A 17,234-nucleotide genomic window follows, 5' to 3' on the forward strand; every position below is an offset into this window, starting at 1 on the left:
ATTTTCTTAATTTGTTTTATAACACTATTCACTTATAATATGTTCTGAATATATTGTTAGTATGTACAAAATTCTTTATTTATATTAATTATATTTAATTTTTTAACTTATTTTGTACATCTACTTGATATTTTTATCATATTTAACTATAGTATTTGTATATTAAATAATTTTTAATAATAAATTATACTTAATAAAAATAATTAGGAGGGATTAATGTGTATAATGTCGCAATAGTTGGGGCTACTGGAAATGTAGGAAGAAAATTTCTAGAAATTCTAGAACAAAGAAATTTTCCAGTAAAAAATTTATATCTTTTTGCATCAAAAAGATCTGAGGGAAAAACTTTAAAGTTTAAAGGAAAAGATTATTTAGTTGAAGAAACTTGCGAAAAGAATATAAAAAATAAAAAAATAGACTATGCACTTTTTTCAGCAGGTGGAGATGCTAGTAAAGAATTTGCGCCTATATTTGCTTCAAACGGAGCTGTAGTAATTGATAATAGTAGTGCTTGGAGAATGGATCCTGAAGTACCTTTAGTAGTACCTGAAGTAAATCCTGAAGATATAAAACTTCATAAAGGAATAATTGCTAATCCAAACTGTTCTACTATACAAGCCATGCCTGTAATTAAGGCATTACATGATAAGTATGGACTTAAAAGAATAGTATATTCAACTTACCAAGCTGTATCAGGTGCTGGAATTCAAGCTATAAAAGATTTAGAAGATGGAGTAAAAGGAATCGCTCCAAAGAAATTTCCACATCCTATAGCTGGTAATATTTTACCTCATATAGATGTTTTTTTAGATAATGGATACACTAAAGAAGAGGAAAAAATGATTAATGAAACAAGAAAAATTCTTCATTGTCCTGATTTAAAAATAACAGCTACAACAGCTAGAGTTCCAGTATTAAATGGGCATAGCGAAAGTATAAATGTAGAATTAAATTCTCCATTTGAAATTGATGATATTTTTAAATTATTAAGAAACACTACTGGTGTAACTGTATATGATGATGTAAGGGAATTAAAATATCCTACCCCTCTTATGGTATCAGGAAAAGATGATGTCTATGTTGGTAGAATTAGAAGGGACTTCAGTATTGATAACGGCCTAAATCTATGGGTTGTTGGAGATAATATAAGAAAAGGAGCAGCTCTTAATGCTATTCAAATTGCTGAAATAATGATCCAATCTAACAATTAAAAATGGAGGAATTTTAATGTCAGTATTTGAAGGTTCAGGTGTAGCTATTGTTACTCCTTTTAACGACAAAGGAGTAGATTATAATAAATTAAAAGATTTATTAGAATGGCATGTTAAAGAAGGAACAGATTCTATAGTTATTTGTGGAACTACTGGTGAAGCAACTACAATGACAGAAAAGGAGAAAAAGACTGTAATTAAATTTACAGTTGATACTATAAATAAAAGGATACCAGTAATTGCTGGTACAGGGTCAAATAATACTTTATCAGCTATTGAAATGAGTAAATATGCTGAAAGTGTTGGTGTTGATGCCATACTTGTAATTACTCCTTATTATAATAAAACTTCTCAAAAAGGATTATTTAAACATTTTAAAGCAGTAAATGATTCTGTAAATATACCTATAATTCTTTATAATGTACCAGGCAGAACAGGTGTAAATATAACACCTAAAACTTTAGTAAAAATATCAGAATTAAGAAATGTAGTTGCTATAAAAGAAGCTAGTGGAAATATAAGTCAAATTGTAGAAATGAAAGCATTGTGCAAAGATAAAATAGATATTTATTCAGGCAATGACGATCAGATAGTTCCTATAATGTCTCTGGGTGGCAAAGGAGTTATATCAGTTTTAGCTAATATTATTCCAAAGGAAGTTCATGAACTTACTAAAAAATGTTTAGAAGGTAATTTTAATGAAGCACTAGATATTCAATTAAATAGATTAAAATTAACAAATGCTTTATTTATGGAAACAAATCCTATTCCTGTTAAAACAGCTATGAATCTTATAGGATTTAAAGTTGGTTTTCTAAGACTTCCATTATGTGAAATGGAAGATACCAATTTAGAAACACTAAAAGCTATTTTAAAAGAAAATAAATTAATATAAGGTGATTAAATGATAAAAATAGTATTAAACGGTTGCTGCGGCAAAATGGGTAAAGTCATAACTGAATGTGCTGGCAAATTTAATAATTTACAAATTATAGCTGGTATAGATAAAGTTCCTTATGAAACATCTTATCCTATATATAAAACACCTGAAGACTTAGACATAGATTATGATGTGCTGTTAGATTTTTCAAGAGCAGATGCTTTAAAAGATTTATTATGTTTAACAGAAAAAACTAAAAAACCATTAGTTATTTGCTCAACAGGATTTTCTAATGAAGAGTTATCATTAATAGAAGAAAAAAGTAACACTCTTCCATTATTTCGATCTGCTAATATGTCACTTGGAATAAATTTAATAAATTCATTATTGAGAAAAATAACACCACTTCTTTATGGTAATTATGATATTGAAGTTATAGAAAAGCACCATAATCAAAAAGTAGATGCCCCTAGTGGTACTGCTGTTTTACTTGCAGATACAATAAAAGATTCTATAAGTGAAGAAACAAAGTTTGTTTATGGACGTTCAGGATTATCTAAAAGAGAAGAAAACGAAATAGGAATCCATGCTATTAGAGGTGGTTCTATAGTTGGGGATCATGATGTAATCTTTGCCGGAGTTGGTGAAGTAATAGAATTATCCCACAAAGCTATATCTAGAGAAGTATTTGCTATAGGAGCTTTAAAGGCTTGTGAATACATGGGTAATATATCAAATCCTGGTTTATATACCATGGATGATGTTATAGGTATAACTAAATAAAACTATAATGATATTTAAATTCAAAAAGAGGAGATTTTAAAATCTCCTCTTTTTATTTAAATTTTATTTTCCTTCTATATATGCTTTATCAAAGTAAACATGTCCAAATGGTGATACTTTAACACCTTTTACATAATCTTTGATACCTTTAGTTTTTATTTGATAATTTAATGGAATTACTGGCATATCATCCATTAATATATCTTCTGCTTGATGTAACATCTTAAATCTCTTATCTTTATCTTGTTCAACTTTAGCAGCTCTTATTAACTTATCATATTCTGCATTATTATATCCTGCACAATTTTGTCCTGATGTACTTTCCCACATATCTAAAAATGTCATTGGATCTATATAATCAGCACCCCAAGCATGGAATGCAATTTCATATTGTTTAGCATTTCTAGTAGTTTGGAATACTTTCCATTCTTGACTTTGAAGTTCAACATTAATTCCTAAATTATTTTTCCACATATTTTGAAGAGCTTGGGCAACATCTCCATTTGGATTAGTTGGGTTAATAAGTGTCACAAGTGTTGGAAATCCCTCTCCATTTGGATATCCTGCTTCTGATAATAATTTCTTAGCTTCTTCTATATTACCTTCAGGTTTAAAATATTGTTTATTTGCGAAATCTGAACCATCTGAATCCTTAATCCCTTTTGCTACAAAACTAGTTGCTGGTGTTTGTCCACCTTTTAATATATTCTTAATTATTGAAGGTCTATCTATTGCAAGATTTAAGGCTTTTCTTACTCTCTTATCTTGTAATACTTTTGTAGCATTAGAGTCAATTGCATTTACTGTATCAGAAACGTTTATTACATAAAATCCTGTTCCTAATAATGGGAAGTTTTTCCCTGTTCCATCAGCTAATGCAGACTCCATTTCTGATGTTGGGACAATATCTACCATATCAAAATCTCCTGTTTGGAAACTAGCCCATGCAGATGTAGCTTCAGTAACAAGTTTTACATTTAACTTATCAAGTTTTATATTATTAGAATTATAGTAATTTTCATTTTTTTCTAATACTATTTCATCTTTCATTCCATATTTAGTCATTTTGAAAGGACCATTTGAAATATAAGTTTCAGCATTAAGAGCCCAACTATCTTTATTAGCTTCAACCGTAGCCTTATTTACTGGAAAATAACAAGGAAATGCTGTTAATTCTAAAAAGTATGAACATGGAGCAACTAATGTTACCTCTAAAGTCTTATCATCAATTGCTTTAATCCCAACATCCTCTAAACTTCCTTTTCCTTTGTTATAAGCTTCTGCTCCTTTAATATATGACATTTGGAATGCATATTTTGAAGCTGTTTCTGAATTTATTACTCTTTTCCATGAATATTCAAAATCATTTGCTGTAAGTGGTTCTCCATTAGACCATTTAACACCATCTCTTAAATGAAATGTATAAACTGTTCCATCTTCTGAAACATCACATTTTTCAGCGATTCCTGGAATTGCCTTATTATTTTCATCTAACTTATATAATCCTTCAAATGTATTTACCATAATAGTTGAACTATCAATAGCTTCACCTAATGCTGGATCTAAAGTTTTAGGATCAGCATTTAAATTATAAGTTATAACTTGTCCATTAGAACCATTTTTGCTAGATCCGCTTCCACAACCTACTAAAGTTGAAAGACCTAAAGTTAATGCTAATGTTATTGCACATAACTTTTTAATTTTACTAGTTTTCATTAAAACTTTCCCCCTTAAAATCATAAAAATCCTCTTTACAAGTAACTATCTTTTAAAATAACAATGGCAACCTATAAACAGTATTTTAAAGATTCAGATAAAGTTTTTAAAACTTTATCTGAAAGCTTAAAATTTAATTTTATTATAATTATCTATTAAAGATATTTATTAATCATATAAATGACATGCTACGAAATGCCCTGGTTTCACTTCCTTCAATTCAGGATCAATTTCTTTACAAATTGGCTTAGCATATCTACATCTCCCTTGAAATCTACATCCTGGTGGTGGATCAATTGGAGATGGTATATCGCCTTCTAATATTATTCTTTCATTACTCTTAGCTTCTTCAGGATCTGGAATTGGTACAGCTGAAAGAAGTGCTTGAGTATATGGATGTAATGATTCTGAGTATACAGCGTTACTTTCTCCTTTTTCAACCATTCTTCCTAAATACATAACTCCAATATGCGTTGATATATGTTTAACCATAGAAAGATCATGAGCTATAAAAAGATAAGTTAAGCCTAATTCTTTTTGAAGATCTTCAAGCATATTTATAACTTGAGCTTGAATAGAAACATCAAGTGCAGATATTGGTTCATCGCACACAATTAAAGATGGCTGAACTGCTAAAGCTCTTGCAATACCTATTCTTTGTCTTTGGCCACCTGAAAATTCATGTGGGTATCTATTTATATGATCACTTGCAAGACCAACTTTAGTTAATAAACTTCTTATTCTTTTAGTTCTTTCTTTGCCTTTATATAAACCATGAATATCAATAGCTTCTCCTATAATATCACCAACAGTCATTCTTGGATCTAATGATGCATATGGATCCTGAAATATCATTTGCATCTCTTTTCTTAATGAAACCATATCTTTTACAGAATACTCTGTTATATCTTTTCCTTTAAAAATCACTTTTCCCGATGTTGGATTATATAATTTTAATATTGTTCTTCCTGTAGTTGTTTTACCGCAACCTGATTCTCCTACTAGTCCTAAAGTTTCACCTTTATTTATTGTGAAAGAAACTCTATCAACAGCTTTAACATAGCTTTTTCCTTTAAATAAGCCTTTGCTTACTGGGAAATATTTGCATAAATCTTTTACTTCTAAAATTACTTCTTTATCTTTTCCCACTATTCTTCCCTCCTCTTTATAGGTGATTCTACCTTAGGTGCATGTTCATGACATAACCAACATGCTACCTTGTGATTTTCTCCCATTTCAAATTGTGGAGGTTGTTTTTGTAAACAAATTTTCATTGCATAATCACATCTAGCTGCAAATGGACAACCTACTGGTGGTTTTAATAAATCTGGTGGTTGACCTTCAATGGGTCTAAGCTTTTCTTTAGAATTTTCCTTAGGATTCGGAACACTTCTTAAAAGACCCCAAGTATAAGGATGTTTACCTCTATAAAAAATATCTTCTGTAGTACCTGTTTCTACTACTATACCACCATACATTACATTTATTCTTGAACAAAGATCTGCTACAACTCCTAAATCATGCGTAATTAATATTATAGAAGTATTAAGCTTTTCCTTTAAATCTTTCATTAAATCTAAAATTTGCGCTTGAATTGTAACATCTAATGCTGTTGTTGGTTCATCAGCAATTATAAGTTTTGGTTCACAAATTAGACTCATTGCGATCATAGCTCTTTGCCTCATACCACCTGAAAACTCATGTGGGTATTGTTTTATTCTTTTTTCTGGACTTGGTATCCCAACTAATTGAAGCATTTTTATAGCTTGCTTTTTAGCTTCTGATTTACTCATACCTTTATGTTTTATTAATGGTTCTATCAATTGATCACCAATAGTATAAACTGGATTTAAAGATGTCATCGGATCTTGGAATATCATTCCAATGTCATTCCCTCTTATACTTTCCATATCTGATTCTTTTATATTTGATAAATCTTTACCATCAAATTTGATTTTTCCACCTACTAATCTTCCATTATCAGCAAGTAACCTCATAATTGACATCATGGTAACACTTTTACCACATCCTGATTCTCCAACTATTCCTAAAGCTTCTCCTTTATCTAAATAAAAAGATACACCTCTTACTGCATGCACTTCTCCTACATTAGTCTTAAAGGAAGTTTTCAAATCTTTTACTTCTAATAATTTTTTCATTTATCTCTTCCCCCTATCTCTTATTCTTAGGATCTAGTGCTTCACTTAATCCATCTCCAAAAAGATTAAATGCTAATATTATCAAACAAATTGCTAATGCTGGGAATAACAATTGGTATGGATATTGATATATTGCTTTCATAGCTTCGTTAGCTAAAGTACCTAATGATGCTTTAGGAGGAACAAGTCCTAAACCTATAAAACTTAGAAATGCTTCTGTAAATATTGCTTGTGGTATAAGTAATGTCATAGTAACCATTATTGATCCAATACAGTTAGGTATTAAGTGTCTTATTAAAATCCTAGTATTAGAAGCACCTAAAGCTTTTGCTGCAAGAACGAATTCTTGTTGTTTTAACTGTAAGACATCTCCTCTAACTATTCTTGCCATTCCTATCCAATAAGATATAGAAAGTGCTATTATAATAGTTGTAATACCACTTCCACCACTTCCTGGTTTATTTAAAATAGTCATTAATATTATTACATAAATAATTAATGGAATTGAATATAATACATCAACAATTCTCATCATAAAATTATCTATTTTTCCACCCAAAAATCCTGATATTCCACCATAGATTACTCCAATAAATAAATTAATAAATGCTGCTGCTACGCCGATCATTAATGAATATCTAGCTCCAAAAAATACTCTTACAAATATATCTCTTCCTAATTGGTCTGTTCCGAACCAATGTTCTGCTGATGGCTTTAAATTAACAGCAGATAGTATATTTTGATCATAAGAATATTGTGATATTCTAGGAACTAAAATTGCTGCTGATGTTATAATTATTATTCCTATTAATGATATAATAGCCATTTTATTCTTCTTTAATCTGTTCCATGCGTCTTTCCAATAACCAATACTAGGCCTTACAATAACCTCTACCTTTTTTTCATCTGCAGTTAGAGGAGTAAATAAGTCCTTTTCTAAATTTATTTTTTCTTCCATCTCTTTTCTCCTCTCTATTAAACTTCTGCATCTTCTAATTTTATTCTTGGATCTATTATTACATACATAATATCTACTAAAAAGTTAAATATTATAAGTAATGCACAATAAAATACAGTAACTCCAAGTAACATAGTATAATCTCTGTTTGTAACTGATTGAACAAATTCATTTCCCAATCCTGGAATTGCGAATATTTTTTCTACAACAAAACTCCCTGTTAAAATACTTGCTATTAACGGTCCAACATAAGTTACTATAGGAATTAAAGAATTTCTAAGTGCATGTTTTAATATAACTTTTTTCTTACTTAATCCCTTAGCTTTTGCTGTTCTTATATAATCAGATTTTAATACATCTAATAATTTGTTTCTTGAAAGTCTTGTGATAAAAGCCATTGATGCTAATGATAATGCTATTACTGGCATTATATAATTCTTCCAACTACTAAACCCTGTTGCTGGTAACAATCTCAACTCAACAGTTAAGAAATAAATTAATACAGCTCCTATTACAAAACTTGGTATAGTAATTCCTAAGGTAACTAAAAGCATAATTAATGAATCTGCCCATTTACCTTTTTTTAATGCTGCTACTATTCCTAATCCAACTCCAACCAGAACTGATGAAGCCACACTCACTAAACCAATTTCTGCAGATGCTGGGAATGAATACGATATTGTTTCCGATACCCTTCTTCCTTTGAATACCATAGATTCACCAAGATCTCCTTTTACTAAGTTCTTCATATACATTACATATTGCTCACTTAGTGGTTTGTCCATTCCATATTTTGCTTCCATATTAGCTTTAATTTCAGGTGTTAATTTTTCACTATCGAAAGGTCCACCTGGCATAAGTCTCATAAGGAAGAATGTTAACGTTATGACAACCCATATTGTTAATATACTTGCTAATAACCTTTTTCCAATATATTTTAGCATTTTTCTCTCTCCCTTTTTACAAAATTCGATATTTAAAATAATATCAATTTATTTAATAATTATATAATAATATTAATTTTTGTCAATAAATTAGAACCATCTCTATTGATCAATTAATAATTCACTATGTTTTTTTATACACCTTAGCCCTTGTATTTCAACGAAAAACACTTGTATTTCAAAATGTTTATTATGCATTTTTTAAAGTATTTTTTTATAAATATACACATATAAAAATTAATACATGTATCATTGTATTAATTTTATTTATATTTTTTTAACATTTCATTATTTTTAACATTTTTAATTAATTAAATTTCTTAAATCTTTTAATTCTTTATAAATTCTTTAATACTTCATAAAATTAAATAACCTATAATTATACAAGAAAATATTATTTTTATAGACTAAAATTTTCTTAATTTATATAATCAAATAAAACTTGATATAAAATTTAAAATTCTATTTTCCATAATAATTAAAAATTGCTTCAAATATAATCCATATATATTTGAAGCAATTTCAATCTAAGTTACTTTCCTTCTATATAGGCTCTATCAAAATATACAAATCCTAAAGGTGATACTCTAACATCTTTAACATAATCTTTTATACCTTTTGGTTGAGTTTCATAGTAAACAGGTATTATAGGCATATCTTCCATTAATAAATCTTCTGCTTCATGCATTATTTCTAATCTCTTATCTGGATCTTTTTCCGTTTTAGATGCTTTTATTAGTTCATCATATTTTGGATTATTATATCCTGCATTGTTTTGACCTGAAGTACTGATCCACATTTCTAAGAATGTCATTGGATCAACGTAATCTCCAACCCATCCATGTCTAGCAATTAAATAATCTTTATTGTCTCTAGTTGTTTGGAATACCTTCCACTCTTGACTTTGAAGTTCTATATTTATTCCTAAATTATTTTTCCACATGTCTTGTACTGCTTGAGCAATAGTTCCATTTCCTTTTTCAGGATTAAATGTTAATACAATTGTAGGGAATCCTTCTCCGTTTGGATATCCTGCTTCTGCTAATAATTTCTTAGCTTCTTCTACATCACCTTCTGGTTTAAAGTACTTTTTACTTGCAAAATCTTTTCCTTTACTATCTAAAATACCCTCTGGAACAAAACTATGTGCTGGTATCTGTTCTCCTTTTTTTACATTATTAACTATTGAAGGTCTATCAATAGCTAATGCTAACGCTTTTCTTACTCTTGCATCAGACAATGCCTTAGCAGCTTCTGGATTCAAAGTCTTAGCCTTTTCAGATACATTTATACAATAAAAATAAGTTCCTAACTGTTCAAATATTTTAGCACTACCATCCTTAACAGCAGTTTGGATTTCTGATAATGGAACAATATCTACCATATCAAAATCCCCTGATTGATAACTTGCCCATGCAGAAGTTTCTTCTGTAACTAATTTTACATTAAGTTTGTCAAGTTTAACATTATTTGTATCATAATAATTTTCATTTTTTTCTAATACTATTTCATCTTTCATTGCATATTTAGTCATTTTAAACGGACCATTTGAAACATATGTTTCAGCATTGTTAGCCCAAGTTGGAGTTGATTCAACTAAATCTTTGTTAACTGGAAAATAACATGGAAATGATGTTACTTCTAAGAAGTAAGGACATGGTTCATTTAAAGTCACTTCCAATGTTTTATCATCAATAGCTTTAACACCAATTTCATCTGCTGTAGCTATTTTTCCATCCCCATCAATATCTTTATTTTGATTATATTCATCAGCATTTTTTAAATAACTCATTTGATATGCATATAACGCTGCTGTTTTTGGATTTAATACTCTTTTCCATGCATATTCAAAGTCTTGAGCTGTAACAGACTCCCCATTTGACCATTTACTATCTCTTAAATGGAATGTATAAACCGTTCCATCCTCTGAAACATCCCATTTTTCAGCTACCCCCGGTATAGCTTTATCATTTTTATCTAATTTACATAATCCCTCAAATGTATTTACTAACATTATTCCTCCATCCAATGAGTTATTTAATGCTGGATCTAGAGTTTTGGGATCTGCATTTAAGTTATAAGTCATAACTTGTTCATTAGATTTCGTTTGATTATCAGTTGATTTACCACAACCTGCAAAAACTGTTAATCCTAAAGTTAAAGCCAAAGTTAAAGAAAGTAACTTTTTAAGTTTATTCTTTTTCATAAATTATATTTCCCCCTTATTTTTATAAGGCACCTTCAAATAACTAACTAGCAGTATGCTAGTTTATTTTGTGAACTACTTCTTTTTTGGAACCTACTAATAGCACAACTATTAAAAGAACGCAAGTTATTGTATTTCGCAAAATATCCATCGCATCTTTTTCTTGTTATTTATTTCTATGTGCCTAAATGATATAGTACCTACTTATAACAATGCACCAATATCATTTTTTTATTTTTATTTATTAATATTTATTAAATTATATAATATTTAATGCTTTTGTCAAATATTATTATTTTTTAAAAGCATTTAATTAATATATTAATAATATCAATTCATTAATAATTTTTAATATTAATGATTTTTTTTCTTATATCTAATATTTGTTTAACTGTTTTTTAACAGTTTAGTATATTTTAAAAAATTGCCCAATATTTATAATTATTTTTAAAAATAACTATTAAACAATAATATTGTAAATATGAATCAATTTAATAGAAAATCTAAAAAATACTTAATTATATAAAATTTAAATATATAATATAATAATCTTATATTTAATAGTTATTATTTAATTTTTTTATAAATTTTTCTAATCTATTAAAAGCTTCAGACAAAACTTCATTGCTATAACAATAAGATATTCTCATATAGCCTTCTCCTAGTGTTCCAAAAGCAGTTCCTGGAACACAAGCTAATTTTTCTTCTTTTAAAAGTCGAGTACAAAAATCTTCTGAGCTCATATTAAACTTTTTAATAGATGGAAATATATAAAATGCTCCTTTAGGTTCAATAACTTCTATTCCAATATCATTTAATCTCTTAATACAATATCTTTTTCTTAATTCAAAAGTTTTTCGCATATTTTCTACATCATCAAGAGATTTCTTTAATCCTTCTAAAGCTCCCCATTGTGCTATAGACGGTGCACAAGAAACAGCATATTGATGTACTTTTATTATTTCTTTCATAAATTTATTTTTACATGCAAAATATCCCACTCTAAGTCCTGTCATAGAAAATATTTTTGAAAATCCACTTACATATATAACCTTATCTAATATTTCACTTTCTTGAGCTACAGAGTAATATTCATCAAATATTATAGCTGAATACATTTCATCAGTTATTACAATAATATCATTTTCTTTTATAAGCTTTATTAATTCATTTCTATTTTCTTTAGATAATATTGCACCAGTAGGATTAGACGGAAAAGAAATCAATAAATATTTAATATTTTCTTCTTTTATTTTTCTCTTTATTTCATCTACATTTAATGTAAAATCATCATTCAAAGAATAATTTACTACTTTTGCCCCTATTATATTTGATATACTCTCATAAGCTGGATATGCTGGAGATGGTATTAATATTTTATCTTCTTGATTAATTATGGCAGATAATACTGCAAATAATCCTTCACTGCCTCCAACTGTTATACATATTTCTTCCTTATCATAGTTAATATTAAATTTTCTTAAATAATTACTTATTTCTTCTCTTAAAGGTTCTATGCCGGCATTAGAAGTATATGTAGTTTTATCTTTTTTTATAACATCTATCATTGCTTTTTTTATATCAATTGGAACATTAAAATCTGGTTGCCCTATTGTTAGTGATATTGCCCCTTCAACTTTTTGAACTTTTTCATAAAATCTTCTAATTCCAGAAATTTGTATTTTTTCTACTCTACTATTCATCGTAACTCTCCCTTGTACTCTATTTTCTATTTTTATTTTAATAAATATTTGTAACAATAGTTATTAAAGATTACTACTATAAACTATAGTATATATTTTATAGATTCTTACCATTCATTAAGTTTAACATTTTAAACTTAATGAATGGTAAGTAAATCTAAATATTTTTACATTATTTTAATGTATATACTTTTAATTACATCATCAATCTTTGAAATTATATTAACATATGTAATAATAAATAAAAATATTTATTATTATTCTAATACATATTTTAAATAGATTATTATCACATAATAAAACATAAATATTTTTATTTATATTTTATTATAAATCTTCCCCTTTTATTTTCACTATTTTTTTATTATAATTAACTTAATTGTAATTAAAGAAAGGATGATAAACTTGTCTTATAATTTAACAGATCCATATGAGATTGCTAGATTTATTAAGGAGTCAAAAAAATCTACTCCCGTTAAAGTATATGTTAATGGAGATTTAAGCAAAGCTTCAATGGATAATATTGAATGGTATGGCTCAAATGGTTTTTATATATTAATAGGAGAATCTGATTTTATTGCACAAATCATTTTAGATAATAAACATCTTATAAAGCATTTTAGATTAGAAAATGATAGAAGAAATTCTGCAATTCCTATGCTTGATTTACTTGAAGTTGATGCTAGAATTGAACCTGGTGCTATTATCAGAGATAAAGTAACTATAGGGAAAAATGCTGTAATAATGATGGGTGCTGTAATTAATATTGGTGCTGAAATAGGTGATGGCACTATGGTAGATATGAATGCTGTAATTGGAGCACGTGGTAGATTAGGTAAAAACGTTCATCTTGGTGCTGGTGCTGTTGTTGCAGGTGTTTTAGAACCACCAAGCAAAGAGCCATGTACAATAGGTGATAATGTTTTAATTGGTGCTAACTCTGTTATTTTAGAAGGAGTTAAAATTGGTGCTGGTTCTGTTGTTGCTGCCGGTTCTGTTGTTGCTGAAGATGTTCCTGAAAATGTTGTAGTAGCGGGTTCTCCTGCAAAAATAATTAAGTCAGTTGATGATAAAACTAAAGGTAAAACTCAATTATTAGATGATTTAAGAAAATAATACATATGAAAAGAGGATTTCATAAAGAAATCCTCTTTTCATTTTCATTCAAATATTAATTACTCTAGACTGCTCCTTCTTCTTTTGAAGAATTATCAGCCTCTACTTTTTCCATCTTAGAAATGGATACTTCATAAGCAATCTTCTTCACAGTTTCAGTCTCAGAAATTTTCTTTTGATATTCCCTACTTTGAACTCTACCCCATACTCTTATATTATCTCCTACATTTAGACTTTGACAAAATCTTGAATTTCTTCCCCATGCAATTGTTGGAATATAATCTGATTTATTATATGCCCTGTTTACTGCAAGTAATACATCTGCAATTTCACGACCAAAAGGTGTTGTTCTATAAACTGGTTCTTTGCAAATATAACCATCTAAGAATATTTCATTTGGGTTTTTACTTCTTTCTAAGCATGGTTCAATATTTCTAGCAAATACAGTAAGTATAAGTTTATTAGATCCATCTATAAATTTATTGTATGATCTTAATTGACCATCAATAATAACTTCTGCTCCAATACTTAAATCAATATTTGTAATTAATCTTTCTGATATGGTTATATTTAACCTATCAACTGAATCGCTTAATCTCATAACATCTAAATTAAAAGTATAAAATCCTTCTCCATACATTTCATGACTATATTCTAATTCAGAAGCTATTTTGCCTTCTAGATATATCTTGTTATTTAACATTAAATTATCCATTGTTACCCCTCTCTCTACTGTTAATAATTTGGTAAACAGTACTCCCACTAGCACTTATTACCATTATAATACAAATCCTGGTTTATTTTCAATCTTTATTATTTTTTTTGTGCTGAATACCATTTTCGTCTATATAATATTCCTTAGAATATATTAAATCTCCTATTGTTTTAAATTCATATCCTTGAGATTTTAATTCTTTTATTATTCTTTCTAAATTAGCTGGAGTATATTTCGCATTATTATGAAAAAGTAATATTGCTCCTGGTGCTACTCCCTTCATAACTCTACTATACTCTTTTTCTTGCCCTCTTTCTCTCCAATCTACTGAATCTACATTCCATTGTATTGGAATGTAGCCTAATGTTTTTACTCTTTGCACAGCTTGTTTATTATAAGATCCACTTGGAAATCTAAAAAGTTTAGGCTTTTTTCCTATATTATTTTCTATAATTTCATCAGTTTTTTTAAGTTCTTCTTCTAACTTTGTTTCGTTTATCTTTATAAAGTCAGGATGTTTATAACTGTGATTACCTATCTCATGCCCCCCTTCGTTAATTTCTTTTAATTTTTTAACATTATCACTACTATGATTAACCCATCCCCCCATTATAAAAAATGTTCCTTTTACATTGTATTTATCTAATATTTGTAATATGCTTTTAAGATTATCCTTTTCTGCCCAATTTATATCAAAAGTTAAACTAATAGCTTTTTCTTCTGTATCAACAGAATATATAGGATGCTCATCTAGATTTACAGAAATTGCATTTACATTTTTTTTAGATTCTATTGATATAAAAATTACTATTATTATTAAAAGTAAATCTAAAACTATTCTTAGCCTTCTCCAACTCACCTCAGAACTCTCCTTACTTTTTTGTTTTTTTATTCTACTTAACTATTATTAATATTAACTATATTCAATAAATCATATTTTATGATATAATATATATATTATTTAAACGATCATGGGGGTTTAGTTTATGTACGAAAGTTCAGCAGAATTAGCGGAGAATAAATTATTAATACTCTATGTATTAAAAGCAATAAAAGATCCAATATCTAATACTCAGTTAACTGAAATAGTACTTGAAAACAATTTTATTAATTACTTCACACTTCAACAATACTTATCTGAATTAGAAAGTGCTAATTTTGTTGTTTACAAAGAAAATAATGAGAAAAAATTATTGTGTTTAACAAAAAAAGGAGATACAGTTCTAACTTTATTTAAAGATAGAATATCTCCTTCAAAAATTTCAATCATACAACAATATATAACAGAGAAATTAGAACTTATAAAAAAAGAGCTTACTATACATAGTGATTATACACTTGATAACAATGACAATTTTTTAGTCGATCTAAAGGCTATAGAAAATGATGGTGTACTTATGGAATTAAAGTTAACTGTTCCAACTAAAAAGCAAGCTATTCTCCTTTGCAATAAATGGAAGAAAAACCCATCTAGTATTTATAATAATATAATAAGTATGTTATTTAGTGAAGATTCTTAATTAAAAGCATAGCATTAGGTTCTTTTCCTATTGCTATGTTTTTTATTTCTTTATCTTTTAAATTAATAATTTTTAATTTTCCATTTAAATAATCTCCAACAAAAATTTTTTTATTAACTTTAATTATTCCTCGTGGCATACCCGATATATATATTTTACTTTCTTCTTTTAATTTTTTTATATTCACAACACTAATTGATCCTTCTACAAAATTAGAAACATAGAGATAATTGTCTTCCTCCCAAAAATCAACTGGTCCATTACCAACTTTTATAGTTGCCTTTAAAGAAAAATCTTTTAATGATATTATAGCTATACTCCCCTTTAAAGCATAACCTATATGGCTTTCACATATATATAAATATTCTCTGTTATTAGATACAGCTATCTTTGTAGGATATTTATTGCATTTTATCCTTTTTATTTCCTTATTATATATACAATCAACAACAGATACTGTATCATCTCCCATATTACTTATAAATACTTTGTTTTGTTCGTTATAAAGAGCTATGCTATGAGGAAATACTCCTATTGGTAATTCCACAACAACTTCCCTTTTAAGTAAGTCATATATTGTAAGAGAATTAGCCTCTCCACATAAAACATATAACTTATTATTGTAAATTGTTAAATCATTAGGATGGGCTCCTATATATATATTTCCTTCTTCTTTAAAAGTCCCTGGATCTATTAATGATATAGTGTTGCTATAATTATTAGCTACTAAAACTTTTTTATCATACAATGACAATCCATGAGGTCCACTCTCTTTTTCATCTAGAGATAAATTTAAAGTTTTAATCTCCAAATTTTCAACATCAACTTTACTAAGTGTACTTGACCCAGTATTACATATAATAATTGATTCTTCCATCTCTTTCTCCCCCCCCTTGGATAATCATTCTTGTATTTATAATATATTCTCAAAAGATATTAATGATACTACTATTTTTCTGTAATATCTTTATTTCTTGACAAAATACTACTATAATTAAAATATTAATTTGTTTTTATTAAAAATATAAAGGGAGAGATAGTTAATATGTTTTCATACAAAACTCGTGGTGTTTGTTCAAGTACTATAAATATTGAAATTGAAAATAATGTAATAAAATCTGTAAATTTCATTGGTGGCTGTGTTGGAAACCTCTTAGGTATTGGGGCTTTAGTTAAAAATATGGACATTGATATAGCAATAGAAAAATTAAAAGGTATTAAATGTGGAAATAAATCTACTTCTTGTCCTGATCAATTAGCACAAGCTTTAATGGAATGGAAAAAAATCAAAGGTGTATCTTAATTAAGATACACCTTTAATTT

16 protein-coding genes are annotated in these 17,234 nt (G+C 27.8%); 6 read left to right on the forward strand and 10 right to left on the reverse strand.

The window, feature by feature from the left end:
* Positions 1–218 precede the first annotated feature (218 nt).
* Genes BGI42_RS09745 through dapB form a run of 3 tightly spaced genes read left to right on the forward strand, consistent with a single transcriptional unit; the run spans position 219 to position 2,874 of the window.
* Positions 219–1,211: an aspartate-semialdehyde dehydrogenase gene (locus BGI42_RS09745; RefSeq protein ID WP_069680121.1), complete on the forward strand. Its 993-nt coding sequence runs from the start codon at positions 219–221 to the stop codon at positions 1,209–1,211.
* Positions 1,212–1,227: 16 nt separating this feature from the next.
* The gene (gene dapA, locus BGI42_RS09750) at positions 1,228–2,106 is read left to right on the forward strand and encodes a 4-hydroxy-tetrahydrodipicolinate synthase (protein ID WP_069680122.1); all 879 of its coding nucleotides are present in this window, start codon (positions 1,228–1,230) and stop codon (positions 2,104–2,106) included.
* A 9-nt stretch (positions 2,107–2,115) separates the two neighbouring features.
* Positions 2,116–2,874, forward strand: coding sequence for a 4-hydroxy-tetrahydrodipicolinate reductase (dapB, locus tag BGI42_RS09755; RefSeq protein ID WP_069680123.1), 759 nt, complete (start codon positions 2,116–2,118; stop codon positions 2,872–2,874).
* A 63-nt stretch (positions 2,875–2,937) separates the two neighbouring features.
* On the opposite strand, the gene BGI42_RS09760 is transcribed toward dapB, so the two are convergent.
* From BGI42_RS09760 to BGI42_RS09790, 7 genes are all read right to left on the reverse strand, one after another.
* Positions 2,938–4,590, reverse strand: coding sequence for a peptide ABC transporter substrate-binding protein (locus BGI42_RS09760; protein WP_069680124.1), 1,653 nt, complete (start codon positions 4,588–4,590; stop codon positions 2,938–2,940).
* 168 nt (positions 4,591–4,758) lie between these two features.
* Positions 4,759–5,739: an ABC transporter ATP-binding protein gene (locus tag BGI42_RS09765; RefSeq protein ID WP_069680125.1), complete on the reverse strand. Its 981-nt coding sequence runs from the start codon at positions 5,737–5,739 to the stop codon at positions 4,759–4,761.
* Positions 5,739–6,749, reverse strand: a complete 1,011-nt coding sequence (locus BGI42_RS09770) for an ABC transporter ATP-binding protein (protein ID WP_069680126.1) — start codon at positions 6,747–6,749, stop codon at positions 5,739–5,741. Before BGI42_RS09770 ends, BGI42_RS09765 begins: the two co-directional genes overlap by 1 nt.
* Positions 6,750–6,762: 13 nt before the next feature.
* Positions 6,763–7,707, reverse strand: coding sequence for an ABC transporter permease (locus tag BGI42_RS09775; RefSeq protein ID WP_069680127.1), 945 nt, complete (start codon positions 7,705–7,707; stop codon positions 6,763–6,765).
* A gap of 17 nt (positions 7,708–7,724) precedes the next feature.
* Positions 7,725–8,651: an ABC transporter permease gene (locus BGI42_RS09780; protein WP_069680128.1), complete on the reverse strand. Its 927-nt coding sequence runs from the start codon at positions 8,649–8,651 to the stop codon at positions 7,725–7,727.
* 532 nt (positions 8,652–9,183) lie between these two features.
* Positions 9,184–10,857 (reverse strand): peptide ABC transporter substrate-binding protein, encoded by a 1,674-nt coding sequence (locus BGI42_RS09785; RefSeq protein ID WP_069680129.1) that lies wholly within the window; start codon positions 10,855–10,857, stop codon positions 9,184–9,186.
* Positions 10,858–11,414: 557 nt separating this feature from the next.
* On the reverse strand, positions 11,415–12,560 hold the full coding sequence (locus tag BGI42_RS09790; protein WP_069680130.1) for a pyridoxal phosphate-dependent aminotransferase: 1,146 nt from the start codon (positions 12,558–12,560) through the stop codon (positions 11,415–11,417).
* Between the two features lie 405 nt (positions 12,561–12,965).
* On the opposite strand from BGI42_RS09790, the gene dapD reads away from it, so the two are divergent.
* Positions 12,966–13,676: a 2,3,4,5-tetrahydropyridine-2,6-dicarboxylate N-acetyltransferase gene (gene dapD, locus BGI42_RS09795; RefSeq protein WP_069680131.1), complete on the forward strand. Its 711-nt coding sequence runs from the start codon at positions 12,966–12,968 to the stop codon at positions 13,674–13,676.
* A 64-nt stretch (positions 13,677–13,740) separates the two neighbouring features.
* Here dapD and BGI42_RS09800 read toward each other — a convergent pair whose 3' ends face one another.
* Entirely contained in the window at positions 13,741–14,391 is a 651-nt protein-coding gene (locus BGI42_RS09800; RefSeq protein WP_069680132.1) for a single-stranded DNA-binding protein, read from the reverse strand.
* 88 nt (positions 14,392–14,479) lie between these two features.
* Positions 14,480–15,250: a polysaccharide deacetylase family protein gene (locus BGI42_RS09805; RefSeq protein WP_105165915.1), complete on the reverse strand. Its 771-nt coding sequence runs from the start codon at positions 15,248–15,250 to the stop codon at positions 14,480–14,482.
* A gap of 127 nt (positions 15,251–15,377) precedes the next feature.
* Here BGI42_RS09805 and BGI42_RS09810 point away from each other — a divergent pair, with 127 nt between their 5' ends.
* Complete coding sequence (locus BGI42_RS09810) at positions 15,378–15,911, forward strand: DUF4364 family protein (protein ID WP_069680134.1); 534 nt, start codon at positions 15,378–15,380, stop codon at positions 15,909–15,911.
* Here BGI42_RS09810 and BGI42_RS09815 read toward each other — a convergent pair.
* Entirely contained in the window at positions 15,895–16,788 is an 894-nt protein-coding gene (locus BGI42_RS09815; protein WP_069680135.1) for a YncE family protein, read from the reverse strand. The genes BGI42_RS09810 and BGI42_RS09815 overlap by 17 nt on opposite strands.
* A gap of 168 nt (positions 16,789–16,956) precedes the next feature.
* On the opposite strand from BGI42_RS09815, the gene BGI42_RS09820 reads away from it, so the two are divergent.
* On the forward strand, positions 16,957–17,214 hold the full coding sequence (locus tag BGI42_RS09820) for a TIGR03905 family TSCPD domain-containing protein (RefSeq protein WP_069680136.1): 258 nt from the start codon (positions 16,957–16,959) through the stop codon (positions 17,212–17,214).
* Positions 17,215–17,234: the final 20 nt, after the last annotated feature.

Origin of the sequence: Clostridium taeniosporum, from assembly GCF_001735765.2 — a bacterium.
GTDB classification, from domain to species: Bacteria; Bacillota; Clostridia; order Clostridiales; family Clostridiaceae; genus Clostridium; species Clostridium taeniosporum.

Excerpts from the sequence above, each read along its gene's own strand:
- BGI42_RS09775 (WP_069680127.1), bottom strand. The coding sequence starts at position 7,707 with ATGGAAGAAAAAATAAATTTAGAAAAGGACTTATTTACTCCTCTAACT.
- BGI42_RS09810 (WP_069680134.1), top strand. The coding sequence starts at position 15,378 with ATGTACGAAAGTTCAGCAGAATTAGCGGAGAATAAATTATTAATACTC.
- BGI42_RS09800 (WP_069680132.1), bottom strand. The coding sequence starts at position 14,391 with ATGGATAATTTAATGTTAAATAACAAGATATATCTAGAAGGCAAAATA.
- BGI42_RS09780 (WP_069680128.1), bottom strand. The coding sequence starts at position 8,651 with ATGCTAAAATATATTGGAAAAAGGTTATTAGCAAGTATATTAACAATA.
- BGI42_RS09790 (WP_069680130.1), bottom strand. The coding sequence starts at position 12,560 with ATGAATAGTAGAGTAGAAAAAATACAAATTTCTGGAATTAGAAGATTT.
- BGI42_RS09770 (WP_069680126.1), bottom strand. The coding sequence starts at position 6,749 with ATGAAAAAATTATTAGAAGTAAAAGATTTGAAAACTTCCTTTAAGACT.
- BGI42_RS09785 (WP_069680129.1), bottom strand. The coding sequence starts at position 10,857 with ATGAAAAAGAATAAACTTAAAAAGTTACTTTCTTTAACTTTGGCTTTA.
- BGI42_RS09820 (WP_069680136.1), top strand. The coding sequence starts at position 16,957 with ATGTTTTCATACAAAACTCGTGGTGTTTGTTCAAGTACTATAAATATT.
- BGI42_RS09760 (WP_069680124.1), bottom strand. The coding sequence starts at position 4,590 with ATGAAAACTAGTAAAATTAAAAAGTTATGTGCAATAACATTAGCATTA.
- dapB (WP_069680123.1), top strand. The coding sequence starts at position 2,116 with ATGATAAAAATAGTATTAAACGGTTGCTGCGGCAAAATGGGTAAAGTC.
- dapA (WP_069680122.1), top strand. The coding sequence starts at position 1,228 with ATGTCAGTATTTGAAGGTTCAGGTGTAGCTATTGTTACTCCTTTTAAC.
- BGI42_RS09815 (WP_069680135.1), bottom strand. The coding sequence starts at position 16,788 with ATGGAAGAATCAATTATTATATGTAATACTGGGTCAAGTACACTTAGT.